The 24,959-nt window shown below is 72.0% G+C and carries 21 protein-coding genes and 1 pseudogene; 13 read left to right on the top strand and 9 right to left on the bottom strand.

The window, feature by feature from the left end; genetic code table 11:
* Nucleotides 1-2,260 precede the first annotated feature (2,260 nt).
* Both EGX94_RS06080 and EGX94_RS06075 read right to left on the bottom strand, forming a co-directional pair.
* Nucleotides 2,261-2,539, bottom strand: a complete 279-nt coding sequence (locus EGX94_RS06080; RefSeq protein WP_021798097.1) for an acylphosphatase — start codon at nt 2,537-2,539, stop codon at nt 2,261-2,263.
* A 209-nt stretch (nt 2,540-2,748) separates the two neighbouring features.
* Nucleotides 2,749-3,483 carry an ArsR/SmtB family transcription factor gene (locus EGX94_RS06075; protein WP_051245386.1) on the bottom strand — a complete coding sequence of 245 codons (735 nt, stop codon included), beginning with the start codon at nt 3,481-3,483 and terminating at the stop codon, nt 2,749-2,751.
* A 278-nt stretch (nt 3,484-3,761) separates the two neighbouring features.
* Between EGX94_RS06075 and EGX94_RS06070 the strand changes: the two genes are divergently transcribed.
* Entirely contained in the window at nt 3,762-5,144 is a 1,383-nt protein-coding gene (locus EGX94_RS06070) for an MFS transporter (protein WP_051383830.1), read from the top strand.
* Here the strand turns inward: EGX94_RS06070 and EGX94_RS06065 are convergent.
* Complete coding sequence (locus EGX94_RS06065; protein ID WP_021798089.1) at nt 5,068-6,291, bottom strand: acetyl-CoA hydrolase/transferase family protein; 1,224 nt, start codon at nt 6,289-6,291, stop codon at nt 5,068-5,070. The genes EGX94_RS06070 and EGX94_RS06065 overlap by 77 nt on opposite strands.
* 143 nt (nt 6,292-6,434) lie before the next feature.
* Here EGX94_RS06065 and EGX94_RS13380 point away from each other — a divergent pair, with 143 nt between their 5' ends.
* Nucleotides 6,435-6,572: a hypothetical protein gene (locus tag EGX94_RS13380; protein WP_021798094.1), complete on the top strand. Its 138-nt coding sequence runs from the start codon at nt 6,435-6,437 to the stop codon at nt 6,570-6,572.
* 35 nt (nt 6,573-6,607) lie between these two features.
* Here the strand turns inward: EGX94_RS13380 and cysE are convergent, their stop codons facing one another.
* The 3 genes from cysE to dnaB all read right to left on the bottom strand — a co-directional run bounded on the left by cysE (nt 6,608) and on the right by dnaB (nt 9,620).
* Nucleotides 6,608-7,381, bottom strand: coding sequence for a serine O-acetyltransferase (gene cysE / locus EGX94_RS06060; RefSeq protein ID WP_021798099.1), 774 nt, complete (start codon nt 7,379-7,381; stop codon nt 6,608-6,610).
* Nucleotides 7,382-7,410: 29 nt separating this feature from the next.
* On the bottom strand, nt 7,411-7,959 hold the full coding sequence (locus tag EGX94_RS06055) for an NAD(P)H-dependent oxidoreductase (RefSeq protein WP_021798087.1): 549 nt from the start codon (nt 7,957-7,959) through the stop codon (nt 7,411-7,413).
* A 320-nt stretch (nt 7,960-8,279) separates the two neighbouring features.
* The gene (gene dnaB / locus EGX94_RS06050) at nt 8,280-9,620 is read right to left on the bottom strand and encodes a replicative DNA helicase (protein WP_028706361.1); all 1,341 of its coding nucleotides are present in this window, start codon (nt 9,618-9,620) and stop codon (nt 8,280-8,282) included.
* Between the two features lie 739 nt (nt 9,621-10,359).
* On the opposite strand from dnaB, the gene EGX94_RS06045 reads away from it, so the two are divergent.
* From EGX94_RS06045 to EGX94_RS06015, 7 genes and pseudogenes are all read left to right on the top strand, one after another.
* Entirely contained in the window at nt 10,360-10,689 is a 330-nt protein-coding gene (locus EGX94_RS06045; protein ID WP_226906078.1) for a metal-sensitive transcriptional regulator, read from the top strand.
* 83 nt (nt 10,690-10,772) lie between these two features.
* Nucleotides 10,773-10,985: pseudogene (locus EGX94_RS06040) on the top strand (heavy-metal-associated domain-containing protein); the annotation flags it as partial.
* A 48-nt stretch (nt 10,986-11,033) separates the two neighbouring features.
* Nucleotides 11,034-13,292 (top strand): heavy metal translocating P-type ATPase, encoded by a 2,259-nt coding sequence (locus EGX94_RS06035; protein ID WP_043150250.1) that lies wholly within the window; start codon nt 11,034-11,036, stop codon nt 13,290-13,292.
* Nucleotides 13,293-13,376: 84 nt separating this feature from the next.
* A complete protein-coding gene (locus tag EGX94_RS06030) occupies nt 13,377-14,063 on the top strand; it encodes a response regulator transcription factor (protein ID WP_028706360.1) in 687 nt (228 codons plus the stop codon).
* A 252-nt stretch (nt 14,064-14,315) separates the two neighbouring features.
* On the top strand, nt 14,316-15,218 hold the full coding sequence (locus EGX94_RS06025) for an ABC transporter ATP-binding protein (protein ID WP_021798412.1): 903 nt from the start codon (nt 14,316-14,318) through the stop codon (nt 15,216-15,218).
* Nucleotide 15,219: 1 nt separating this feature from the next.
* On the top strand, nt 15,220-16,044 hold the full coding sequence (locus EGX94_RS06020; protein WP_021798405.1) for an ABC-2 family transporter protein: 825 nt from the start codon (nt 15,220-15,222) through the stop codon (nt 16,042-16,044).
* Nucleotides 16,045-16,056: 12 nt separating this feature from the next.
* Complete coding sequence (locus EGX94_RS06015) at nt 16,057-16,983, top strand: sensor histidine kinase (RefSeq protein ID WP_021798413.1); 927 nt, start codon at nt 16,057-16,059, stop codon at nt 16,981-16,983.
* Here the strand turns inward: EGX94_RS06015 and EGX94_RS06010 are convergent.
* Nucleotides 16,965-17,309, bottom strand: a complete 345-nt coding sequence (locus EGX94_RS06010; protein ID WP_021798410.1) for a cupin domain-containing protein — start codon at nt 17,307-17,309, stop codon at nt 16,965-16,967. The genes EGX94_RS06015 and EGX94_RS06010 overlap by 19 nt on opposite strands.
* Nucleotides 17,310-17,489: 180 nt before the next feature.
* On the opposite strand from EGX94_RS06010, the gene EGX94_RS06005 reads away from it, so the two are divergent.
* On the top strand, nt 17,490-18,215 hold the full coding sequence (locus tag EGX94_RS06005) for a hypothetical protein (RefSeq protein WP_021798404.1): 726 nt from the start codon (nt 17,490-17,492) through the stop codon (nt 18,213-18,215).
* Between the two features lie 358 nt (nt 18,216-18,573).
* Nucleotides 18,574-18,939, top strand: a complete 366-nt coding sequence (locus EGX94_RS06000) for a hypothetical protein (protein ID WP_123826037.1) — start codon at nt 18,574-18,576, stop codon at nt 18,937-18,939.
* 1,090 nt (nt 18,940-20,029) lie between these two features.
* Here EGX94_RS06000 and EGX94_RS05995 read toward each other — a convergent pair.
* Together EGX94_RS05995 and EGX94_RS05990 are read right to left on the bottom strand one after the other, a co-directional pair.
* On the bottom strand, nt 20,030-20,404 hold the full coding sequence (locus tag EGX94_RS05995; RefSeq protein WP_021798411.1) for an FKBP-type peptidyl-prolyl cis-trans isomerase: 375 nt from the start codon (nt 20,402-20,404) through the stop codon (nt 20,030-20,032).
* A gap of 338 nt (nt 20,405-20,742) precedes the next feature.
* Nucleotides 20,743-22,254, bottom strand: a complete 1,512-nt coding sequence (locus EGX94_RS05990) for a hypothetical protein (protein WP_123826035.1) — start codon at nt 22,252-22,254, stop codon at nt 20,743-20,745.
* A 193-nt stretch (nt 22,255-22,447) separates the two neighbouring features.
* Here EGX94_RS05990 and EGX94_RS05985 point away from each other — a divergent pair, with 193 nt between their 5' ends.
* Nucleotides 22,448-23,071, top strand: coding sequence for a 3'-5' exonuclease (locus tag EGX94_RS05985; RefSeq protein ID WP_021797373.1), 624 nt, complete (start codon nt 22,448-22,450; stop codon nt 23,069-23,071).
* 375 nt (nt 23,072-23,446) lie between these two features.
* Nucleotides 23,447-24,955 carry a cytochrome ubiquinol oxidase subunit I gene (locus tag EGX94_RS05980; RefSeq protein WP_021797374.1) on the top strand — a complete coding sequence of 503 codons (1,509 nt, stop codon included), beginning with the start codon at nt 23,447-23,449 and terminating at the stop codon, nt 24,953-24,955.
* Nucleotides 24,956-24,959: the final 4 nt, after the last annotated feature.

Here is a 24,959-nt window from a genome sequence, read left to right as displayed (position 1 = left end):
ACTCATCATGGCCACGCATGATGCGCTGGTCGTACGACACGCCTCCGTCGGGCGGCGCCTCGCGTCGGGGCATGTCGAGGTGGTGAGGGAGCGAGAAGGATCCGGAACCAGGTCACCACGTCCCCGGTGGGCCTCGGCGAGGTTCCCGCTCGGCTCCGCATGGGGGATGGCGGGGCGCCTGGTGCTGTTGCGCGCTCTCGCAGCCGTCGCGCCGGCGTCCTCCTGCGGAGCCTGCCCGGCGATGGGGACGGGACCATCGCCCATGGCCGGAACGGCTGGTACGAGGAGGGCGAGCCGCCCGACGTGGAGCTCCGTTTCGACGAGGCGTCCCCCGACGCCCTCGCCTCGCTCCCCGCCGCGGAGGGTGTGGACTCGGCGGTCACCCGACACGATCGCGAAGGGGCGCACCGGTGTCGAGGGGCGGAGGGATCTGGCCGTCTCGGTGGTCCCCGCGCCGGCGACGATCGACGATCAGGCCGTCGGCCGGCTGGTGCTCCGCGTTCACCGGGAGCGTCGGTCTTCCGAGGGCCGAGCTCGTGATGGACCCCTTGCTCGTCCCCGTCGGTTCGGCGGCCGTGATCTTCGCAGGGGGAGCCGCGCTGGCGCTGCGAGTCGTCTTCACGATGTCGCCCGAGGAGGCCATGGCGCGGATTCGCCCTCATCATGGTCATCGGCCGGGCCGGTTCAGCCGACTCGCCACCGGAACACCGTGGCCTCCGCCGCGCATCGCGGCAGGAGATCCTCTGCGCACCCCGCTCGTGCCCCTCGTCACCGTTCTGCCGGTGGGGGCCGGATCCAGCCTCGCCGCCGCCTCCTTCCTCTCCTGCCCCACTGTGATGACGACGTCCACGGACTCGGCGGCCCGTCATGAGTGGGACGTGATGGTCGATTCCGGGAGACCCGTCACCACCGGTGAGGCGGGGACGCTGATGGGTGATCATTGGTGTGCAGCGGCAGCAGCGGACCCCTTGCGTCAAGACGGTGGTTCAGGGGGCGACGGCGGGGACTCGCACACTCTTCTCGCAGGAGGGTTTCGACCCCACGAACCACTGGCACGAGGTGAGCATCCTGCAGGGCCGGGACATCGACGTCGATGCGAAGAACGATGCCGTCCTCGAATCGGGGGTCGCTCGCGACCTCGATCCGGCCCCGGGGGACTCCTTCACGATTCGCGCCGCAGGCGGTTCCTGCCGAGTCCGGCTGGTGGGCACGATGTCCTCGGCGCTGCCGGGAGAGGCGAGAGTCCCCGAGGAGCCGGGTCAGGAGCTCTCCGGCCTGGGCGGGCGGGTGACGGGAGTCGTGGTTCGGCCTGACGGGACGGGTCCCACGGCCGAGAGCCCGGCGCACGAGCTGGGTGGCGAGGGCGCCATGCGGCAGGCGATGACGGAGAGCGGGATCTCGACGCTCGTGGTCCAGTCGAGTGATCAGGTCACGGCGTTGCTGTGGGCTGGCGCGCTGATGAGCATTCTTGTGGCCGGACTTCTCGTCGGGGCATGCCTGGGTTGCACGATCATCGGCAGACGGGAGGAGCACCGTCTTCTGAGGCGTCATGGGTTTCGCGGATCGCGCCGTCCGGGGAATCGTCGTCCTCGGATCCACGGTCCCGGGGGTGCTGCCCGTCCTTGTGGCCTTCCCCCTCCTCGCCGGTGATGTCGGCTGTCCTCGACAGACGGCTCCCGCTCTCCTGGTTCCACGTGAACACGCTCGTCCAGGTCGAACCGCTTCCCCGGACGTTCGTGCCCGGGCTGTTCTTCCTCCCCCTGCTCGCTGTGCCCATGGCATGGGCCGTCCTGCCGCGGAAGAGCCTCGTCGGCGGCGCCCGGCAGACGGGGTGGCCGTGGAGGATGTCGGAGCCGCGATCGATCCACCATGCCTCGTGGATCGCCCGGACCCCATGCAGAGGCGGTGCCCCTTGTCACGCCCCGGCCGCATGCTGTGAACGAGCTTCCTCGTGCCACCCGGCGTCCCGGGCCTCCGGGTGGGGCGGCGGGCATCCCTGGGGAGAAGGGGCCGAGGCGCACGGTCCGCGGAAGGGGCGTTCCGCCCGGAACGGGATCCCGGTGCCCTCGTGCTTCGCGGCCCGCCCGATCCGATGCGCTGCAGGGTTCTTCCGGCGATCCCGTCGGCAGTCGGGGGCCAGGGACGGTTGGTGTGTCGTGGACGAGGGCCATGACGCGGCCGGCCCATGCGTGCGACGGGGTCTGCGGCAGATGTGCCGGCGGCCGGCGCCCGCCCGGTTCCTCGTCCTCGCCCGCCGAAGTCAGCGCACGGTGAACCCGCCCAGTCCGGGTCTCCGCGGCGCCTCGCGCACCCGCACCCCGGTGACCCGTGAGAAACCGGGGCCCTCGCGGAGCCATGCGACGAGCTCCCCGACCGCGTCGGCCGACCCCTGGGCGAACACCTCGACGTCGCCGCTGGGCAGGTTGCGCACCCACCCGGTCAGCCCCAGCGCGTCGGCCTGCCGCAGCGTGCACCAGCGGAAGCCGACGCCTTGGACGAGGCCGCTCACGAGGACGCGGACGCTCCGCACGTCGTCCATGGGCCCTCCTCCCGTGGTCGTGGGCGTCCCCCCATTATCAGATCATTATCGGACGTCCGAGAGCCGTGCCGTGACGGACGGGGCGGCGTGGCGGTCGGGGCGCGCGGGCATCCCACGATCCCGGTCCCGGGCTCCTCCCCGCACAGGCGGCGCCGCTCGTCGTCCCGGCCGGGGCGCGGGTGCTGGGCACCGGGCACGATCCCCCGGGGTCACGTCCGGGCCGGAGGGCGACCGGGATCCTCGGGGGCGGCCGTCGGGCGGTCGAGCCGGATGCCCGCGTCGTCGAGCGCCGCCCGTCCGGCGGGGGTGAGCCGCACGGCCCGGGTGCGGCCGGTGCGGGAGAGCCATCCCCTGTCCAGCAGGGCCGTGCAGACACCGGTGCCGAGGGGGCCGGCGAGGTGGAAGCGGCGTTCGGTGGCGTCCATGCACGGGCCGCCCGTGTCGAGCATCTCGGCGGGCACGCCCCACCGGGCGAGGAGGCGACGGCCCCGGCCGGTGACCCGCCAGCAGGGGTCGATGAGCCCGCGGTCCTCGAGCTGTTCGGCCAGGCGCACCCCGAGCCGACCGGCGAGGTGCCGATAGCAGGTGCGGCCCGCTCGGAGGTTCGCGTTCGCGCGTGAGGCGCTGAGGCTGCGGGGAGTGGGCAGGGACGAGCCGGCGACGACGCCGAGACTCTCGATGACACGGGCGATGTCCTCCCCGGCCAGGCGGATGTAGCGGTGACGGCCCTGGCGGAGCTCGCGGACGAGGCCGTGGGCGGTGAGCGCGTCGACGTGCTCGCTGGCGGTCGACCGGGCCAGGCCCGCGTACCTGCCGAGCTCCCCGACCGTCCATGCCCGCCCGTCCATGAGCGCGGCGCACATCGCCGCCCGCGACGGGTCGGCCAGAGCCGAGGCGACGGCCGAGACATCCGGGACCGCTTCGGGGAACACGCGCGCACCCATGCCCCCAGTGTGCGCCCGTGACTGTTCGGCGCCGACCGAACAGTCACGGGCGCAGCCTGGACGCACCGGATCCATGGAATCCGCGGACGAGGGGAGTGAGCGCAATGGACGAGGGCCGCCGGCGGCTGCGCGGGCACGACGACGGGCGTCTCCACCGGGGACGCGGTGGCCGGGTCCCGGGCGGGCCCGGTGCCGCCGACATCGCCGGACCGGCCGTATCGAACCCGGGGCCGGGGCCCGGGCGGGCGGACGGCCGAGGCCCCGCCGGGGGCGCACTCATGACCACGACGGCCCGGCGCACGGCACTGGCCGCGATCCTCCTCGGGTTCTTCGTCGTCATGCTCGACACGACCATCGTCAATGTCGCCCTGGCGGGGATCGGCGCCGACCTCGGCATGACGGTGGGCTCCCTGCAGTGGGTCGTCGACGCCTACGCGCTCACGTTCGCCGCGTTCCTCCTCACCGCCGGGGCCGCATGCGACCGTCTCGGTGCTCGCAGGGTCCACCTCGCCGGCCTCGTGGTCTTCGCCGTGCTCTCGGCCGTGTGCGCACTCGCCCCGACGGGCGGCCTCCTCGTCGTCGGCCGCGCCGTCCAGGGCCTCGGCGCGGCGCTGCTGTCGGTCGTGTCCGCCGATCCGGGGGAACGGGCACGCGCCATCGGGCTGTGGGGCGGCGCGGGAGGCGCTGCCGCGGCGATCGGACCCGTCCTCGGCGGGGCGCTGGTGTCGACGATCGGCTGGCGGGCGGTGTTCTGGGCCAACCTCCCCGTCATCGCCGTCGGGTGCCTCCTGACCCTGCGGGCGGTCCCCGCGCCCGCAGGCAGGCGCGGAAGGCGTGCGGACCCGCCCGGACAGCTGCTCTCCGTGCTCGCGCTGGTGGCGCTCACCCATGCGGTCATCACCGCCGGGGAACGGGGGTGGTCGCCGCGGCAGGTCTGCGCACTGATCGTCGGGGTCGTCCTCCTCGCCCTGGTCGCCGTCGTGGAGCGACGGCGACCGGAGCCGATGCTGCCGGTCGCCCTGTTCACCCGTGCCCGGTTCTCCGTGGCCGCGGTGGTGGGTTTCGCGCTCAACGTCGGCTTCTTCGGGCAGCTCTTCGTGCTCTCCCTCTTCTTCCAGCGGTACCTGGGCTACGAGCCGTGGCTGGCGGGCCTCGCGTTGGCGCCCCAGGCGTGCAGTGCCGTGGTCGCGTCACCGCTGGGCGGTCGCTGCGCCGCCCGGTGGGGCGCGTTCCCCACCATGCTCGCCGGCCTGGTGATCGGCGCTGCCGGCTTCAGCAGCCTCGTACTCCTCACCGCGGAGACCCCCTACGCGGTGGTCGCGGCGCTGACCTTCACGGCCGGGTTCGGGACGGCCCTCGCGGTGCCGGCCGCGACCTCGGCGGCGGTGGCGTCCGCCCCGCCGGAGCACGTCGGCGTCGCCGGAGGGGTCGTCAATGCCGCACGCCAGACCGGCAGCGTCGTCGGCGTCGCGGTCCTGGGCGCCGGGGTCGCCGGCGGAGCCTTTCTTCCCGGCTTCCACTCGGCCGCCGCCGCCGCGGGCGGGGTCTTCGGCGCCGCAGCGCTCCTGACCGCCGCCGTCGCCCTCAGACCTTCAGACCCATCGCCCTGCCCGCCTCGCGCAGCTCGTCGCGGGCGTCCGGGTGGGCGGCGTGCTCGATGATCTGCCGGGCCTGCTCGTCCTCGTCGTTGCCGAAGACCTGGGCGATGCCGTTCTCGGTGGCGATGGCGCTCATCTGGTGCGAGGTGATCGGCGAGGCGATCTTCGGCACGACCGTTGAGACCCCCGCCTTCGGGTGCCGGCTGCGGAGGGCGATGATCGCCTCACCGCCGGGCGAGTGCAGGGCGCCGACGAGGAAGTCCGTCGAGCCGCCGGTGCCCGAGTAGATGCGGTCGCCGCGGCGGGTGGCGTTCGTCTGCGCGAAGAGGTCGACCTGCATGGCCGTGTTGACGCTCACCACCTTCGGGAGGGTCGAGATGATCGCGGGATCGTTCGTCACCTCGCAGCGGCGCAGCCGGACGCGCGGGTTGTCGTCGGCCCAGTCGTAGAACTCCTGGGTGCCGAGCATGAAGGTGCCGATGAGCGGCTCGTCGGGGTCGAGGGCCCCGGCGCGGTCGAGGAGCATGGCGCCGTCGCTGACCAGCTCGCTCCAGAAGCGCAGCCCCCGCCGGGGGTGCAGGCAGCCGAGCACGGCGTCGGGCACCGCGCCGATGCCGGCCTGGATGCTCGAGCCGTCCTCGACGCGGGCGGCGATGAGCTCGCCGAGCCGCAGCGAGGCCTCGTCCGGGACGGGCTCGGGGATCGTGATCATCGGGTGGTCGATCTCGACGCCGTAGTCGATGTCGTCCACGCTCAGGACGCCGTCGCCGTGGACGAACGGCATCCGCGGGTTCACCTGCGCGACGACGATGCCGTCGCGGGCGCGCACGGCCTCGAGGGCGCCGAGCATGACCTGCACCTCGATGCCCATGGAGACCCTGCCGCCGCGCGGGGCCGTCGTGTGCAGGACGACCACGTCGGGCGGGCAGGTGGTGCGGAACAGCCGCGTCGACAGGGACAGCCGCATCGGGAAGTAGCGGGATCGGCCCGAGGCGCGCATGGCCGGGCCGAGGAAGATCGTCTCGTGCGTGACGCCCTCGTGCGAGGGGATGCCGGCCGGGGCGTTGACGCAGAACAGGGCCCAGCGGTCGAGCCGGGCGTCGAGAAGGGCGAGCAGCTCCAGCGGAGTCGAGAAGCCGCCCGGGGCGACGAGGCGCGGTTCGTCGGGAAGGCCATCGGTCACGGCGCCGAGGCCCTCGGGGCGGATCATTCTCATGCCGCACAGGGTACCGACGGGCCGCCGCGCCGCCCGGCGCGCCGCCGCGTTAGCCTTGCGGGCGCGGGGCGTCCCGGCAGGACGCGCCGGCGGGGTCCTGCCCGACCGAAGGATCCTGACGCGACAAGGGGAGGACGATGGCGAGGAAGACGATCGGGAGGCAGCGCGGCGCCTTCCGCGGCGAGGGCCTCCCGGCCCTGCTCCTCCTGGCCGTCGTGAGCGTCCTGTCCGCCGCGATGCGCGGCTCCAACCGGGGGCGCCGCGACGGAGACTGACCGGGCGCCGGCCCGCGCCCTCCCCGCCACCCCCGTCAGCCCCCGGGGTCGTTGTCGGAGGGGGAGTCCTCGATCGGGAAGCTCACGACCTTGGCCGGCACGCCGACGACCGTCGCATGGGCCGGCACGTCGCGGAGCACCACCGAGCCGGCGCCCACCTGGGCGCCCTCGCCGACGCGGATGCTGCCGAGCACCTTGGCCCCAGCCCCGATGACGACGCCGCGGCCGATCTTCGGGTGGCGGTCGCCGCCGATCTTGCCGGTGCCGCCGAGCGTCACCTCGTGGAGCATCGAGAAGTCGTCCTCGACCACCGCGGTCTCGCCGATGACGACGCTCGTCGCGTGGTCGAACATGATGCCCTTGCCGATGCGTGCCCCGGGGTGGATGTCGACGGCGAAGACCTCGGAGATGCGGCTCTGGAGGTACAGGGCCAGCACCGTGCGCCCGGCCACCCAGTAGTGGTGGGCGACGCGGTAGGACTGCAGGGCGTGGAATCCCTTGAAGAACAGGAGGGGCGTCGAATAGCTGCGGCACGCCGGGTCGCGGCGCAGCACCGCGCGCAGGTCCTCGCGGATGGCGACGCCGATGCCCGGCTCGCCGGCCAGGGCGTCGTCGATGAGGCGCCGCAGGCTCATGGACGACAGCGTCTCGCTGCCGAGTTTCGAGGCGAGGATGAAGCTGATCGAGTCCTCGAGGCGCTCATGATCCAGGATCGAGGCGTGCAGGAAGCTGGCGAGGAGCTGCTCCTCGTCGGCGTCGCGGCGCGCCTCGGAGCGGATCAGCTCCCACAGGGGATCCTTGGCGGTCATGGGCCCAATCCTACGGGCGGGGCGCCCGACTACTCGTGGTCGCCGAGCGCCGGCAGGACGGTGGCGGTCAGATAGGCGGCGTAGTCCTCGGCGCGGGCGGCGAGCTCGGCGTCGCCGATCGACATGGCGCCGGCCGTGACGAACGGCGTGACGAAGCGGGTGCCGATGAGATTGCTCGTGGCCTGGAAGGGGCGCAGCAGATCGGTGACCCGGTACCTGTAGTCGCCGTCGCGGCGGTACTTGTCGGCGGGGGCGCCGGGCGAGACGGCCAGCAGGAGCTCCTTGCCGCGCAGGGCGGTGCCGGTCGAGCCGTAGGCCCAGCCGTGGGTGAGGACGTCGTCCTCCCACTGCTTGAGGAGCGGGGGGCACGAGTACCAGTACATGGGGAACTGCAGAACGATGCGGTCGGCGGCGGCCAGGACGGCCTGCTCGGCGGCGACGTCGATCCGAAGGTCGGGGTAGAGCTCGTACATCCGGCGCACCTGGACGCCGGGAACGCCCTCGGCGGCGTCGGCCAGCGCCCGGTTGACCCGCGAGCGGTCGAAGTGCGGGTGGAAGACGAGGACGGTCGTGTTCATCGGTTCTCCGGATTCCGGCGCCCGCCCGCAGGGCGCGGCGCCTCGTGTGGCGGTTGCTCAGTGAGACAGTGTTCCACCCGGGTTCAACCCCTTGATGGCCCGCGGGCGCCCCTCGCGGGGCCGGATGCGCTCCCGCCGGCCGTCGGGTCGGCGGCCCCCGGTCCGACGACGTACCCCTCGGCCCGGGCTCGCATGTCGGATGCGCCCGGATCTCGGGCGCGCATCCCGCACGGGCCGGTGCCGAGCCCGCGAGCGGGGCGGGCGGCGGTTCGTGACAGCACGCTCCCCGTGGGGATCCCGGCGGAGACCCGCGGGCGGCGTCAGCGCTGCATGTCGACGAACCGCGAGTAGTGGCCCTGGAACGCGGTCGTGACGGTGGCCGTCGGGCCGTTGCGGTGCTTCGCGACGATGAAGTCGGCCTCGCCGGCGCGGGGGCTGTCGCGGTCGTAGGCGTCCTCGCGGTGGAGCAGGATGACGACGTCGGCGTCCTGCTCCAGCGAACCGGACTCGCGCAGATCGGACAGCATCGGCTTCTTGTCGTTGCGCTGCTCGGGGCCGCGGTTGAGCTGGCACAGCGCGATGACGGGGATCTGCAGCTCCTTGGCGAGCAGCTTGATCTGGCGGCTGAACTCGGAGACCTCGAGCTGACGGCTCTCGACCTTGCGGCCCGAGCTCATGAGCTGGAGGTAGTCGATGATGACGAGCCGCAGGTCGTTGCGCTGGCGCAGGCGGCGGGCCTTGGAGCGGATCTCCATCATCGTGAGGTTGGGCGAGTCGTCGATGAACAGCGGCGCCTCCTGCACGTGGCCCGTCTTGCGGACGATCCGCTGCCAGTCGTCCTCGCTCATCCTGCCGTTGCGGATGTGGTTGAGCGGCACCCCCGCCTCGGCCGACAGCAGGCGCATGACGAGCTCGGTCTTGCCCATCTCGAGGCTGAAGTAGACGGTCGTGAGGCCGTTCTTCACGGCCGCCGAGCGCGCCAGGTCGAGCGCGAGCGTCGACTTGCCGACGGCCGGGCGGGCCGCGACGATGATCATCTGGCCGGCGTGCAGGCCGTTGGTGAGCTCGTCGAGCTCGGCGAAGCCGGTGGGCACGCCCGACATCGCGTCGTCGTGCGACTGGATGGCCTCCATCTCGTCGATCGTCGGCTCGAGGAGGTCCTTCAGCGACTGGTAGTCGTCGGAGGTGTTGATGTCGGAGACCTCGTAGATGGCCTGCTGGGCCGCGTCGACGATGTCGGGCACCTCGCCGGCGCCCTGGTAGCCGAGCTGGGAGATCTTCATGCTCGCCTCGACGAGGCGTCGCAGCGTGGCCTTGTCGTGGACGATCTGGGCGTAATGGCCGGCGTTGGCGGCGATCGAGACGGACTGCATGAGGTCGATGAGGTAGACGCGCCCGCCCACCCGCTCGAGCTCGCCCGTCCTCTCGAGCTGGGCCGCGACAGTCACCGCGTCGGCGGGCTCGCCGTGGCCGTAGAGCTCGATGATGGCGTTGAAGATCGCCTCGTGGTTGGGACGGTAGAAGTCGTCGGCGCGCAGGCCCTCGGTGACGTCGGCGATGGCGTCCTTCGACAGCAGCATGGCGCCGAGCACGGACTTCTCGGCCTCGATGTCCTGCGGGGGGGTGCGGTCGAGGGCCTCGGGGCCCGGCGCCTCGTTCATGATCGACGTGATGGTCATGATCCTCCCCTTCCGTCCTCCGAGCGGCGATGCGGACCACGCTAGGGATGACCACCGACACGGATCCGCGCAGCGCCCGCCGGCCCGTCTTGGCGGCGTCCGAAGGCCCTCCGCGGGTGAGTCGATCGACCCGCACGGCCCCTCACGCTAGCGCTGCGCGGGGTGCCAGTCCACCGCGGGCCGACCGATTCCGACGGAGTTGTCCACAGGCCGTGTGGACAACTCCGGGATGGGTGTGGACGTTCCCGGCGTGTCCCGTGGACGGCTTGTGCACAGTGCTGTGCGCTCACAGGATCGTGTGCGGGTAAATCTATTTGACAAGGGGTGATGTGCGTCGACTGTGAGATTTTCTGTGCGCTGCGGCGGGTCGGCGGGCGACTTGCGCTCTCCTCGTCGCTGCGCTATGGGCGCCGGGGGAGACCGGGGTTGTCCACGGGCGGGCACCCCTGCTGTGGATAACGAGGGACCCCTGGCGACCCCCTTCGAGAGGGTCGCCCCCTAGGGGTGTTTCATGCGCGTCCACTAGGGAACATCCGACCCTGGTGATTGAATTGTTGAAGACAACCGGTACCGCTCCACGAGACCGTTGCGGATACCGGGTGGGGGTATCTTGAAAGTACCCCTGTGGGGTATTAGTCTCAGCCCCATGAACGCGCAGGACGGACACACAGAAAAGGGGTTCTCCGTCACAGGAACGGCGCCGGCCCCGTCCGGCGGCGCCGTGTCCGACGGCGACCCCGGACGGGGCCGTGACCCCGAGTGCGGGCACCACCACGGCTACCTCGCCGACAAGGACGGCTACCTCAAGCGACTCCGTCGCATCGAGGGTCAGGTGCGCGGCCTCCAGCGGATGGTCGACGACGAGCAGTACTGCATCGACATCCTCACCCAGGTCTCCGCCACGACGAGGGCGCTGCAGTCCGTGGCCCTGACCCTGCTCGACGAGCACCTGAGCACCTGCGTCGTACGCGCCGCCCGGGCCGGAGGCGACGAGGCAGAGATCAGGCTGGCCGAGGCCTCCGACGCCATCGCCCGGCTCGTCCGCTCCTGAGCCCGACGCCCCCGGACCCGTGGTCCGACGGGCAACCCATCGTCCACCCACCGTCGGCACCCATGAGAAACCAGGAGGAAGACATGGCCACCACCGCCGCCTACACCGTCACCGGCATGACCTGCGAGCACTGCGTCCACCACATCACCGAGGAGGTCTCGGCCCTCGACGGCGTCATCGACGTCGAGGTCAGCCTCGCCGACGGCTCCATGGTCGTCACCAGCGACGCCCCGATCGACTTCGCCCGAATCGCCGAGGCGGTCGACGAGGCCGGCGACTACCGGGTCGCCGAGGCCTGATCCGACCGAGGAGCGCCCGCGGTCGCGGGCACGGAAGGCACTGACATGACCGACACCGTCGGCACGCCCGCCGCCGAGCGGGGCGAGGCCCTCACGAGCATCGACCTCGACGTCCAGGGCATGACCTGCGCGTCCTGTGCCGCGCGCATCCAGAAGAAGCTCAACAGGATCGACGGCGTGCGGGCCGCGGTGAACTACGCGACCGCCAGGGCCCACGTCCTGGCGCCGCGCGGCACGACGAGTGAGGCGCTCATCGACGTCGTGCGCGCCGCCGGCTACGACGCCGGCCCGCCCGACCCGAGCGAGGACGCCGAGGCCGCGGCCAGGGCGCGCACCGAGGCGATCAGGCGTCGGCTGGTCGTCTCGGCGGCCATCGCCGTGCCGGTCATGGCCGTCTCGATGGTCACCCCGTGGCAGTTCCCCGGCTGGCAGTGGGTCGCCTTCGCGCTCACCACCCCGGTGCTCTTCTGGAGCGGCCGGGGATTCCACCGCTCCGCATGGGTCAACCTCCGGCACGGCGCCTTCACGATGGACACGCTCATCAGCGTCGGCACCCTGGCCGCCTACCTGTGGAGCGCCTTCTGCCTGATCTTCGGCAACGCCGGGACGCTCGGCATGAAGCATCCGTTCAGCCTGCACCTGGTGCGCGCCGACTCGCTCGACGCCGTCTACTTCGAGGCCGCCTGCGGCACCATCACCTTCATCCTGCTGGGCCGCTGGATCGAGGCCCGCTCGCGCTCCGAGGCCGGCTCGGCCCTGCGCGAGCTGCTCACGATGGGCGCCAGGGCCGTCCACGTCCTGGACGACGACGGCACCGAGACCACCCGGCCCATCGAGGCCCTGCGGGTGGGTCAGTGCTTCGTCGTCCGTCCCGGCGAGAAGATCGCCTCCGACGGCGAGGTCGTCGAGGGCGCCTCGGCCATCGATGCCCACGTCATCACCGGCGAGTCGGTGCCGGTCGACGTCGGCCCCGGCGACCGCGTCGTCGGCGCCACGCTCAACACGAACGGCCGCCTCGTCGTGCGGGCCACGGCCGTGGGCGCCGACACGCAGCTGTCGCAGATCGCCCACCTCGTCGAGCAGGCGCAGACGGGCAAGTCCAACGCCCAGCGCCTGGCCGACCGGATCGCCTCGGTCTTCGTGCCCGTCGTCATCGTGCTGGCCCTCCTCGCCTTCTGCGCCTGGCTCGTCGCCGGCGCGGGCGTCGGCTTCGCCATCACCGCCGGCGTCTCGGTGCTCATCATCAGCTGCCCCTGCGCCCTCGGCCTGGCCACCCCGACGGCCCTGCTCGCCGGCACGGGGCGCGGCGCCCAGCTCGGCGTCGTCATCCGGGGCCCCGAGGCGCTGGAGCGGGCCAGGGCGATCGACACGGTCGTCATGGACAAGACCGGTACCCTCACCAGGGGCGAGATGAGCGTCCAGCGGATCACCGCGGCGCCCGGCGAGGACGAGGACCGCGTGCTCGTCGCCGCGGCCGCCCTCGAGGCGGGCTCGGAGCACCCGATCGCCCGGGCCGTCGTCGCCCGGGCCGCTGGACGGGGCCCCGCGCCCGCGGCGGGCGACTTCCGGGTCGTCCCCGGGCGCGGCGTGCGGGCCGTCCTCGACGGGGCGGACGCCCTCGTCGGCAGCGCCGCCCTCATGTCCGACGAGGGTCTCGAGGTCCCCGACGTCCTCACCGCCGCGGCCGTGGCCGCCTCGGACCGGGGCGCGACGGTCGTCCTCGTGGCGTGGGACGGCGCCGTGCGCGGCGTCCTCACCGTCTCGGACGAGCTCGCCGACAACTCCGCCCGGGCCGTCGGGCGCCTCCACGCGCTGGGCCTGCGCACGGTCATGCTCACCGGCGACAACGAGCGCGCCGCGCGCCACGTGGCCGCCTTGGTGGGCATCGACGAGGTGCACGCCCAGGTGCTGCCCGAGGAGAAGCTGGCGGTCGTCGACGGGCTGCGCGCGGAGGGCCACCGGGTCGCGATGATCGGCGACGGGGTGAACGACGCCGCCGCCCTGGCCGCCGCCGATCTCGGCATCGCCATGGGCACCGGCACCGACGCGGCCATCGCCGCCGGCGACCTCACGCTCATGCGCCACGACCTCATGCTCGCCGTCGATGCCATCGCCCTGTCGCGCGCCACGCTGCGCATCATCCGGGGCAACCTCTTCTGGGCCTTCTTCTACAACGTCTGCGCGATCCCGATCGCCGCGTTCGGCCTGCTCAACCCGATGATCGCCGGGGCCGCCATGGCCTTCAGCTCGGTCTTCGTCGTGACGAACAGCCTGCGGCTGCGCGGCTTCCGGCCGGTGCGCTGAGCCCCGCCCCGGGGCCCGGTCGACACCCGCGACCAGTCCGCCCCGCGCCGCCCGCCGTCCGGGAAGGGCTGGGACAATGACCCTGTGAGCGCGAACCCCGTGGTGCTGATCGTCGAGGACGACAGACAGGCCGGTCGCCTGCTCGGCGAGATCTTCGCCGAGCAGGGCTATCGCGTCGTGTCCGCCCTCACCGGCCCCGACGGCATCCGGCTGGCCCGCACCGCCCGACCCGACCTGGTGCTGCTCGACCTCATGCTGCCCTTCAAGAGCGGCGACGAGGTGCTGGCGTCGATCCGCGCCTCCTCCCAGGTGCCGGTCATCGTCGTCTCCGCCCGCGAGACCACCCGCAGCAAGGTCGACCTGCTGCGCATGGGGGCCGACGACTACGTCACGAAGCCCTTCGACGTCGACGAGGTGGTCGCCCGGGCCGAGGCCGCGCTGCGCAGGGCGGGCGGGGCCTGCGCCGCCAGGACCGTCCACGAGACCGCCGGCCTCGTGCTCGACGAGACGGAGCACCGCGCCGCCGCGGGCGGGCGCGAACTGGCCCTGACGAGCACCGAGTTCGGCCTGCTCACCGTGCTCATGAGGGCCCCGCGCCTGGTCTTCTCCAAACCGCAGCTGTACGCCGAGGTCTGGGGCGAGTCGGTCGGCTACGACGAGCGGACCGTCAACACGCACGTGTCGAACTTGCGGCGCAAGATCCGCGAGGCCTGCGGCGCCGACCCGATACGGACGGTCTGGGGGATCGGCTACACGCTGCGACCGGCCTGAGCGGCCCGCCCCGGGCCCGGCCGCGTGGGGACGGGCCGCTGTCGTCCGTCCTGTCGGGAACGCCGGTGCCGTCCTTCACCCACCCCCGTCCTCAGCGGCATGCCCGGCTCCCCCGGGAGCGCCGGGGCCGCGCCCCCGATCCTTGACGAAGTCTTGAGGGCCGGCTTCACATTCTCTTGAGGTCGACCCGACAGGATCATGGCATCGCCGCAGGGGCGGACGCGCGGGGCGAACCCCGGATCAGGAGCAGTGATGGAGACCGTCATCCGAACGCAGGGGCTGGGCAAGGCCTACGGGCGCCTCAAGGCGCTCGACGACGTGTCGATCGAGGTGGGGACCGGGCAGATCTACGGCCTCGTGGGTCAGAACGGCGCCGGCAAGACGACGCTCATCCGGCTGCTCACCGGCCTGGCGCGCCCCAGCGCCGGCGAGCTCTCGCTGTTCGGGCGGACCACGGGCCTGAACAGGCAGCGCCGCCGCGCGGGCGCCCTCATCGACGTCCCGGCGCTCTGCCTCGACCTCACCGCCAGGCAGCACGTCGAGGCGCTGCGCGTCCAGCGGGGCCTCGCCGGGCGCCACTGGACCGACGAGGCCCTCGAGATCGTCGGGCTCGCCGACGAGGGCGGGAAGAAGGTGCGCTCCTTCTCGCTCGGCATGCGCCAGCGCCTCGCCCTGGCCAGCGCCTTCCTGGGCGACCCGGAACTGCTCGTCCTCGATGAGCCGGTCAACGGCCTCGACCCCACGTGGATGATCGCGATCCGCCACGAACTCGTCCGGCGGGCCCGCGAGCAGGGCACGACCGTCCTCGTCTCCTCCCACCTGCTGGCCGAACTCGACCTGTTCGCCAGCCATTACGGGTTCATCCACCACGGACGGCTCGTCCAGCAGATCAGCGCCGACGAGCTGCACGCCCGCTGCGAGCGGAGCCTGCGCATCGGCGTCGACGATCCGGCCCGGGCCGCCACCGTCCTCGAGGAGTCCTTCGGCGTGCGCCGCTACACGATCGGCGACGGCGGGATCGTCCTGGCCGAGCGCCTCGAGGACGCGGCCGCCCTCAACGCGGCGCTGGTCGACGCCGGCGTCGCGGTCGGCGCGCTCGAGGCGCGCTCCATGAGCCTCGAGAACTACTACACCGAGCTCGTGAAGGGGGCCTGAGATGTTCGTCAACATCGTCCGCGCCGACTCCTACCGCTTCGTCCGTTCGCGCTTCGCCCGGATCGCGGCCGCCTGCTTCGTCCTCCTGCTGGCGCTCTTCGCACTCATGATGCACGGCGGGAGCACCTTCGCGTTCGGCGGCGTCATCGGTCACAAGGACGGCGTGGCCCTCATCGACGGCTTCTACGGCTTCGGCTTCACCGATCCCGCGCACCCCGCCTTCTGGGAGCTCCTCTACACGGCCTCCTGCTTCGGGCTCTTCGCGATCCTCGGCATGGTGCTCACCATGGTGATGGTCGTCTCCGCCGATGACCGCGACGGCATCACGAAGCTGGCGGTCGCCGGCGGCCAGTCCCAGGAGAGGCTCTTCCTCTCGAAGGTGCTCATCGTCACCGTCCTCACGGCCGTCCTGTGGCTCGTGCACAACGTCGTGAGCCTTCTCCTCACCCTGGCCCACTACGACCAGTCGGTCACCGCGGCCCAGGTCCGCACCTGGCTCGGCTTCGTCGGCACCGAGTTCTGCCTCTACCTGACGGTCATGCTCGTCGCGGCGCTCGTCACGGTGCTCACGGGGAGCCGCATCGCCTCCCTGGCCGTGGTCATCGCCCTCATGGTCGCGGACGTCATCCTCAGCGCGCTGTCGCACGCGGATCACCACTGGATCGGCACGGTGCAGCAGCTCAACCCCATGCACTTCGTCTTCTCCATCTCCCGCGCCTGGGCCGAACCGGAGATCCTCGCGCATGCGTGGCTCCTCGTCGCGGTGGCGGTTCCCGCCTGCCTGGCGGGCTGCGCGGCGCTGCTGCGCCGGCGCGAGCTGAGCTGACAGGATCGGGGCATGCTCGGATGGACCGTGACGGCCGCGCTGGCGGCCGTCACGGTCGTGCTCGGATGGCGGCTCCGGCGGCAGCGGGCACGGATCCGCCGCCTCGGCGACCAGGTGGAGGCGCGCAGGGAGTCGGACTCGCGCGAGCCCCTCGTCGTCGACGCCAGCGGGGACGCCTTGGAGGCCCTCGCCGCGCAGATCGACCTCACCAGGCAGGCCCAGCAGTCGGCTCTGGCCGACGCCCGGCGCCGCGAGCAGCGCCTGCGCCAGGAGATGGCCAACATCTCCCACGACCTCAGGACGCCGATGATCGCCGTCAAGGGCTATCTGCAGCTCCTCGAGCGCGACGGGCCGCAGGCCTCCCCGGAGCGCATGAACACGGTTCTGGCCAGGGTGGACGACCTGTCGAGGCTGGTCGACGAGTTCTTCGAGCTGAGCGTGCTGGACTCGGACGACCACGAGTTGACCATCGAACGGGTCGATGCCACGGCGCTCGTCTCGCAGACCCTGCTGGGCCACCGGGCGCACCTCTCCGTGCGCGGCGTCGCGCCGCGGGTGAGCCTTCCGCCGCGCTCGGTGATGGTGATGGCCGACCGGACGGCGCTGACCCGCGTCGTGACGAACCTCGTCTCCAACGGGCTCGTGCACGGCGACGGCGGGCTGCGCGTCGAACTGTCCGCCGATCGCGGGCTGGCGGTGCTGGTCGTGGCCAACCGGGCCCCCGAGGTGCACGCGCGTGAGCTGGCGCGGCTCTTCGAGCGCTCCTACCGCACCGATCCGGCCAGGCGCGGCCCGCACGCCGGGCTGGGCCTGTCGATCGTCGCCGAGCTGGTGGCGCGGATGGACGGCACCGTCGAGGCCTCCCTCGAGGACGACGAGCTGGTCCTCGCCGTCGCCCTGCCGCTGGCCGGCGGCGGCGATCAGTCGATCGGCTCGTAGTCGCTCGTCTCGGGGCAGACGCTGACGAAGACGACGTCCTCGTCGCCGGTGTTGGTCAGCCCGTGGCAGGCCTCCTTCGGGGCCACGGCCACCTGGCCGGCGCGCAGCGGCACGTCGACGCCGGGCCCGGGATGGTAGAGACCGGTGCCGGCCAGACAGACCCACACGTCGCCGGCGTGGTGGTGCCTGTGCAGCCGCACCTGCTGACCGGGCCGGACGACCCACACCGAGGTGCTGCTCGTGTCGGTGCTGTGGAGGACGGTCTTGACCGCCGCCTCCTCGCTGCTGCGCGCATGATCCGCGATGGTGATGATCCGTTCGTCCATGACCGCCCTCCTCGGCGCCGTCCGAGTGCCCTGGGTCCAGCCTCCCCCGGCCCGCCGGCGGGGGCAAGCCGGCGCCCCTCCGAGGCCCGACCGGGACCCGCCCGGTAGTCTCGGCGCTGCGGACGTCCCGGCGGCCGGTGATCCGCACCCCGCGAGTTCCCGCACGTGAAGGGCCCGACCATGAGCATGAGCCACGACAAGAAGATCGCCTACCCGGTCACGGGGCGGTGGTGGGGCGACCCGGACGCCGAACCCGTGCCCGCGCCCGCGCCGGACGAGAACGGCGAGATCCATTACCAGCCCTACTCCGTGACGATCCCCTGGGAGGAGGCCTGGCGGCTCAACAGGGACGTGCTGCTGGCCGACGCGCGGGCCGTCGAGGCCGGCGAGGGCATCGGCGATTCGGACGAGAGCAACTGGCTCACCTACGGCGTCACCTTCGTCTGCCAGTTCGTGGGCGCCCTGACGCTGGCCTGCAGCATGCTCACCGACCTGGGCAGGCGCATGCGCGCCGCCGTCGACTCCGGCGAGCCCGTCCTCGTGCCGGACTGGCTCGCCGAGCAGGGCGCCGGCCTGACCCCCGAGCAGCTGCCCCACCTCGTGGCCACGGTGCTGGGCCAGCGTCTGGTGACGGAGTCGCAGGAGCAGTCCGAGGTCGCCGCCCGGGCCTACGCCATGCTCACCGTCCGCGCCGCCATCGCCGGCGACCACCACGAGTTCGACGAGCTGGTCAACGAGCAGGCCGAGCCCGAGTGGCTGGTGCCCGGGCTCCAGGACGCCTGCATCGCCGTCGCCGTCTCCTGCGCCGGCATCGGCTGGGGCGAGGAGCTGGCGCCCTCGCGCGTCATCGAGATGACCGAGTACAGCTGGACGGGCGAGCAGGCCGTTGGGATGCTGCAACGCTGAGCCGGCCGCGGCGGCCCCGACGGCCCGGGCCGTCGGGGCTGGCCGAGCGGCCGGGGGAGTTCCCTGTGACTCCCCCGGGGACTCCCGCATCGTCTGCTGGCGCGCTCTTGGCCGGCGTGGGCCCCGCGGGCATGTCGGACCCCTCGGGCGAGACGCGAACCATCCGAAGGACCGCGCAGGAGCATGGGCATGAGCCGTAGGAGCATGAAATCCGTGCATCACGAACCCGACGACCCGGACATCGCCGTGGCGATGCGAGCCCGGCGCGGGGAACCCGGTCCGTCGACCCGGGAGATGGCCCGGCGCGCCGGGGTCTCCGAGCAGAGTCGGCGCAACCACGAGCAGGGGGCGCACCCGGGTGCGGGAGGACAGGCAGCCCGCGGTGTGGCGGGCCCTGGGGCTGGGGTGGGAGCGGCCGAATGCCCGCTCCGGGCCCGCATGGCTGGACGATCCCGAGCTGCTCGGCCCCCTCGACAGCGATGACGAGGAGGCCATCCGTCGCGCCTGGGAGGATCCGGAGACCCTCGACGCCGTCATGCGGGGCGCAGGAGGACGACTCGGCCTCCCGGAATGGGACGACATCCCCTCCGCCCTGGCGGAGGGCTGCTCACCGCTGCTCGTGGCGGCCCTCGGCGAGGACGCTGCGCGCTGCTTCGCCCTCGGCGCCGATCCCTGCGATCGCTCCCTCACCGAGGACCTGGAGGGTCTCGCCGAACTGCCCTGAGGGGCCCGTCTCGGCGAACTCGGGAAGAGCCACATCCGACGGACCCTTCCCGAGCCGTGGTCGACGCGTTACGACTACGAGTTCGTCCACCAGCTGGGCGGGCTCTGCCGGATCATGCAGCACCGGCTGGTCGAGAAGGGGATCGGAGCGTGCGAGCCGTTGGTGCGCTCGCTGGCCGAGGCCCTCGTCCTGCACGACATCATCACGCTCGGGGCCGTGATGGCCGCTCCGCTGGGCCGCTCCGCTGGGCCGCTCCCTCGACGTCGACGCGGGGGAGGGCTGGGTCAATGCCCTGAGCGGTCCGGACGAGCCCGCCCACCGGCTGGTCACCACCGTCATGACGCCCCCTCCCGATGCCGCGGAGCACTCCGGGAACCGGTTCGCGGCCCTCGACGCTCCTTTCATCCCCGCGTGGACTCATCGCGGGGCGACGGCGGCACGGCCACGGTCACCCAGCTGCGTCATCGCTGAGAGTCCGGGGCCGACGGGCCCCGTTCTCACAGAGGACTCAACGGAGTCTCGAAGGAAGCCCCGGCATTGACGAGTCATCATCACTGCCAGTGGGTCGGGCGCGGAGCCTCGGATCGACGCCCGGCTCCCACAAGATGAGGTTCCCTCCTGTGGATCGGGGAACCCGGCTCCGCGCACCGCGCGGAGCGCCGCTCGTGGGGACGGGCCCAGGGGCATGCCCGGCTCCCCATGATCGGGCGGCGGGGTGGGCTCGGCGAGATCGGATGCGCCGAGCCCACCGCTTCTTCTTCGGATCGTCTCCCCGGACGGTCGGGGTCCTCGAGCGACGGACGTCATCCCGCTGCCATCAGGACGAGCCTTTCTTACGCGATGTTCTCGCGTCGGCGTCCTCGTGCATCGGCCGTCGTTCCGCTGCCGGGCTCCGCAGCCGTGCGTCGGTCGTCCGGCTCGCCGGGCGCTCTCCGCAGACCGTTCGGCGGGGCGTACCGCTCGTCCGGGCCCCTCCCCCGCCCGCTGCTCGTCAGCCTCCTCAACCCGGTGGGGCCTGTTCGCAGGAGGTCCAGCGAGGAGCAGCCCCTGGTCATGGCATGACTCGGTTCATCGGCGCTGTGAACGGGCTTCAGTGGACGCCCACGAGATCGCAGACGAACACGAGGGTCTCGTCCGGCTTGATCACGCCGTCGATGCCGCGGGCGCCGTAACCCATGTGCGGAGGGATGGTGAGCTGACGGCGTCCGCCCTCTCGCATGCCGCGCACACCGCGGTCCCAGCCGGAGATGACCTGGCCGGCGCCGAGCCGGAAGGTCAGCGGGTCGCCGCGGTCGTAACTCGAGTCGAACTCGGCGCCGGTGCTCAATGCGACCCCCACGTAGTGGACGTCGACGAGCGCGCCGTTGGCGGCCTCGTCGCCGTCGCCCTCGACGAGGTCCTCGACGACGAGGCTGGTGGGAACGGTGGAGGGCAGGACGACGTCGGGTTTCGTGGGGTTCGTCATGGAGCACAGCCTAGGGCATGGGGTGCGGGGCTCTGTCCATCGCACTCGACGTGGTCGGTCAGGGCACAGCCCGGGGCATGGGGTGCGGGCCGGGGGAGGCGAAGCATGGTCGCTGCGCCCTTCGCGCGGCGTCCTCCTCGTCCCCGCCCCGCTTTTGCGTTCCACCTGCGCGTTCCCGCCTCGTTTTTATGCTCTCGCCTCACCTTCGGGTTCCCGCCTCACCTTTGCGTTCTCACCTCGGACATGTCCCGGGTGTCAGCAGAAAAGTGAGGTGGGAGCAGGGGAAGGGCAGGCGTCAGTGCACTGCCCCGTGCGCGGAACGGTGCACGAGGGCCCGATCACCCCCAGACGACCTTGAGGTCGGGATCGTTGAGGTCGATGGACGGGGAGCCGAAGTACATGCCCGAGCCGGAGCCGAAGCCGTACAGCTCGCAGTTGCTCCAGTTGCCGTCCTTGCCGCAGGAGGCGGTGATGTCCATCTTGCCGAGATCGTAGTAATCGGCCTTGATGACGGTCGGCGTCGTGATGCCGGGCTCGGGGGTCACCGACTGCAGCTTGGCGGCGTTCTCGGCGTCCTGGGTGCGGTGCACCGAGTCCTCCTTGATCTGCGAGCCGTCGTCCAGATCCGCCAGCTTCGCGCCGCACCCGGGGTCGATCTTCGTCGAGGCCAGGCAGGCCTGGGCCTCGGAGATGACCTTCTGGCGGAACATCTGGACGCCGGCGTCGGAGACGGCCAGCTCGAGGTCCGAACCGCTCACGTAGCCGTCTGCGGGGTCGTAGGCCTGCATGTCGCTGCCGTTGATCGTCAGGTACTGGTGGTCGGTGGAGACCTTGTAGTCGCCGGGGAAGACGTACGGCGAGGTGCTGCTGGGGGCGGTGCCGTTGACCGTGACGGTGACGCCGTCGAACGAGGACAACGAGAGGTACGAGCTGGTGGCGATGACCGGTTTCTTGGAGAAGAAGTCGACTTCGAAGGTGGTCGAGACGTCCTTGTCGCCGATCGTGTAGGTGGCGGGCACGTCGAACTCGTAGTTGGTGGGCCCCTGGGCCGCGTCGCTCACGACGATGTTGGAGATCGGGGCGCGCGAGAGCGAGTCCTTCAGCACGTCGTCGGTGAGCAGCGAGGTGTCATCGAGGCTGTTCGACAGGTAGTCCTTGGCCTTGCTGGCGTTGCCCTCGGAGACGGCGGTGAGATAATCGGTGACTGTCTTCTTGGCCTTCGTCTGGTCGGATCCCCCGGCGGCGAGGACGATGGCGATCACCGTGCCGATGATGAGCGCGAGAACGATGCTGCCGATGATGATGGCGAGTTTCCTGGACTTCGGCTTCGTCGCCGAGCCCGTCTGCAGGCCTCCCGGGAATGCGGCGCCGGGGGCGGCGAAGGCGGTGCCCTGGCCGGGGAAGGCGTTCGGCTGGCCGGGGCCGGGCTGACCCTGGGGGCCGGCGGGCTGGCCGGGGAAGGCGTTCGGCTGGCCGGGGCCGGGCTGACCCTGGGGGCCGGCGGGCTGGCCGGGGAAGGCGTTCGGCTGGCCGGGGCCGGGCTGACCCTGGGGGCCGGCGGGCTGGCCGGGGAAGGCGTTCGGCTGGCCCGGGCCGGGCTGCGCGGGGCCCTGCGGACCCTGCGCGGCGAAGGCCGCGGACTGCCCGTAGGGCGACTGGGGCTGCTGGCCGTCGTGCTGGGGCGGCTGACCGCCTGGCTGAGGCTGCTGCCAGCCCTGGGGATTCTGGCCGCCGGGGCCCTGGGGCGGGGCGCCGCCGGGCTGCCATCCGTTGGCGGGCTGGGGCGGCTGGTCCATCCAGGGCCCGTTCTGCCCGGGTCCGCCGGATCCTGGTTGCTGGGGTGTACTCATGACGATCGATCCTCTCCTGTGGCGTGCTCATTTTATGAGAACGGGCCGGTTCAGGGGGAGCCGTCCGTTCCTCGCATCCTCCGGTTGCGCGCCGCGAAGGGCCCCGGCGGCGGCCGATGCCATCGCCCCGGTGCGTCGAAATCGCGATGACGAGGGGCGACGGGGGCTTCCGGTTCGGTGGAAGAATCGTTCCATGCCCGGATACGCAGTGCTCGACCTTGAGACCACCGGTTTCTCACCACGCCGGGGGGACCGGATCGTCGAGATCGGCGTCGTGCTGCTCGACGGACGCGGCCGGGGCCAGGGGGAGTGGGGCACGCTCGTCCAGCCGGGGCGCAGCGTCGGCGCCACCGCCGTGCACCGCATCACCGAGCAGGACGTCGCCGGCGCGCCGACCATGGAGCAGATCGCCGGGCGCCTCGTCGAGCAGCTGCGCGGGCGTCTCGTCGTCGCCCACAACGCCTCCTTCGACGTGCCCTTCCTCGATGCCGAGCTGCGTCGCGCCGGCGTCCCGCTCCCGGGGCCGATGATGCCCCGGGCCTGCACGATGCGCCTGGGACGCGCCCTGCTGCGCCCCCGCCCGGCCACGTTCAAGCTCGCCGACTGCTGCCGGGCCACCGGCGTCGGCCTGCACCACGCGCACTCGGCCCTGGGGGACGCCAGGGCCACGGCCGAGCTGTTCCGCGTCTACATGGGCATCACCGACGGGCTCGACGGCCCGGCGCCGTGGGAGCGGGACCTCGGGCCGGCGGAGGACTACCCCTGGCCCGTCGGCCTGGTCGGTCCCGACGACGCCCCGCTGCTCCCGCGGCCCTGAGCCGCCCCGGGCTCATGGCGTCCCGGCCCCGCGGTCGGTCGCGGGCACGGGGTGCGGGCGGTCGGTCGTCCGGCCGCTGCGCACGCACCATCCGGGCGGAGGTGTGGACGAGTGCGGGCAGTCGCCCGCGGTGCCCCGGTCCCGTACCTGCCGCCCCGGAGCGGCCGGTTCCCGGGGTGCGGGCCGCCGTCGTTCGCGGCCGGTGAACCGCCCCGGTGGAATCCTCGTCACAAGGCGTGTCACCCATTCTTTTGCATGGCTGGGACCATGATTAAACGGCTGTCGAGATCATCCGGGGCGAATCCGTCAGCCGGACGCGAACGGCCCTGTTCCGGAGCTTTGCGTCAGGGTGTCGCGGGGCCCTAGCCTGCGTCCATGGATGCTGAGGTTCTCTCGCGGTGGCAGTTCGGCATCACCACCGTCTACCACTTCTTCTTCGTCCCCCTCACCATCGGCATCACCTGGCTCATGGCGGGAATGCAGACGGCATGGCTGCGCACGAAGGACGACCAGTGGCTGCGCCTGGTGAAGTTCTTCGCCAAACTCATGCTCATCAACTTCGCCGCCGGCGTCGTCACCGGCATCGTGCAGGAGTTCCAGTTCGGCATGAACTGGTCGGAGTTCTCCCGGTTCGTCGGCGACATCTTCGGCGCCCCCCTCGCGCTCGAGGCGCTCGTCGCCTTCTTCATGGAGTCGACCTTCATCGGCCTGTGGATCTTCGGCTGGAACCGCCTGCCCAGGGGACTGCACCTTGCCTGCATCTACCTGGTCGCCATCGGCACCACCGCCTCGGCCGCCTTCATCCTCTCCGCCAACTGCTGGATGCAGAACCCTGTCGGCGCGGTCTACAACGAGGCCACCGGACGCGCCGAACTGGCGAGCTTCACCGACGTGCTCACCAACCCGTTCTTCCTCGCGACCCTGCCCCACCAGCTCGGCGCCTCCCTCATGGTGGCCGGCGCCCTCCTGCTCGGGGTGAGCGGCTGGTGGCTGGCGGCCAAGCGCCGTGCGGCCCAGGCCGAGGCCGGCGTCGAGCCCGACACCGCCACCTGGCGCAGGTCCGCACGGCTGGGCGCCTGGGTGCTGCTGTTCGCCGGCCTCGTCACCCTCGTCTCCGGCGATCTGCAGGCCCAGCTCGAGACCCGCTACCAGCCCATGAAGCTGGCCGCCTCGGAGGGCCTCACCGAGACCGAGGACGGGGCGCCGTTCTCCGTCGTCGCCATCATCACGACCGAGGGCGACGGCGAGCAGACCACCTACCACAAGGCGCTGAGCATCGAGGTGCCCTATGTCCTGTCGGTCCTCGCCCAACACGACCCGAACGCCACCGTCCAGGGCATCCAGGACCTGCGCCAGCAGTACCTGGACGAGGGCTACCGGACCGATGACGGCGAGGTCAACCAGCTGCAGGACGCCTTCGCCTCCGAGCTCAAGGGCATGCCCGTCGACCCCGTGCCGAACATCATGGTGAACTTCTGCAGTTTCCGCCTCATGATCGGGCTCGGCTGCCTGGCCATCCTCGTCGGCGTCGTCATGCTGTGGCTCACCCGCACAGGGCGCGTCCCCCGGGGCGGGCGATTCTTCACCGCCGTCATGGTGTGCCTGCCGTTCCTGCCGCTGTTCGCCAACTCCTTCGGCTGGATCCTCACCGAGATGGGCCGTCAGCCGTGGCTCGTCTACGGCGTCCTGCCCACAGCGGCGGGCGTCTCGCCGGGCAACGGCGCCGGCGACCTGCTGTTCACGATGATCCTCTACACGCTCGTCTACGCGGCGGTGGCGGTCGTCGTGCTCATGCTGTTCATCCGGACGATCCGCGAGGGCCTGCCCGAGCTGGTCGACCCCGTCGCGGACGGAGCCGACCGTCCGATGTCCTTCGCGTACTGAGGTG

The organism is Propionibacterium acidifaciens (genome assembly GCF_003798325.1).
Classification (GTDB): Bacteria; Actinomycetota; Actinomycetes; order Propionibacteriales; family Propionibacteriaceae; genus Propionibacterium; species Propionibacterium acidifaciens.
The sequence above is the reverse complement of the archived record's forward strand: the minus strand, read 5'-3'. Positions and strand labels throughout refer to the sequence as shown.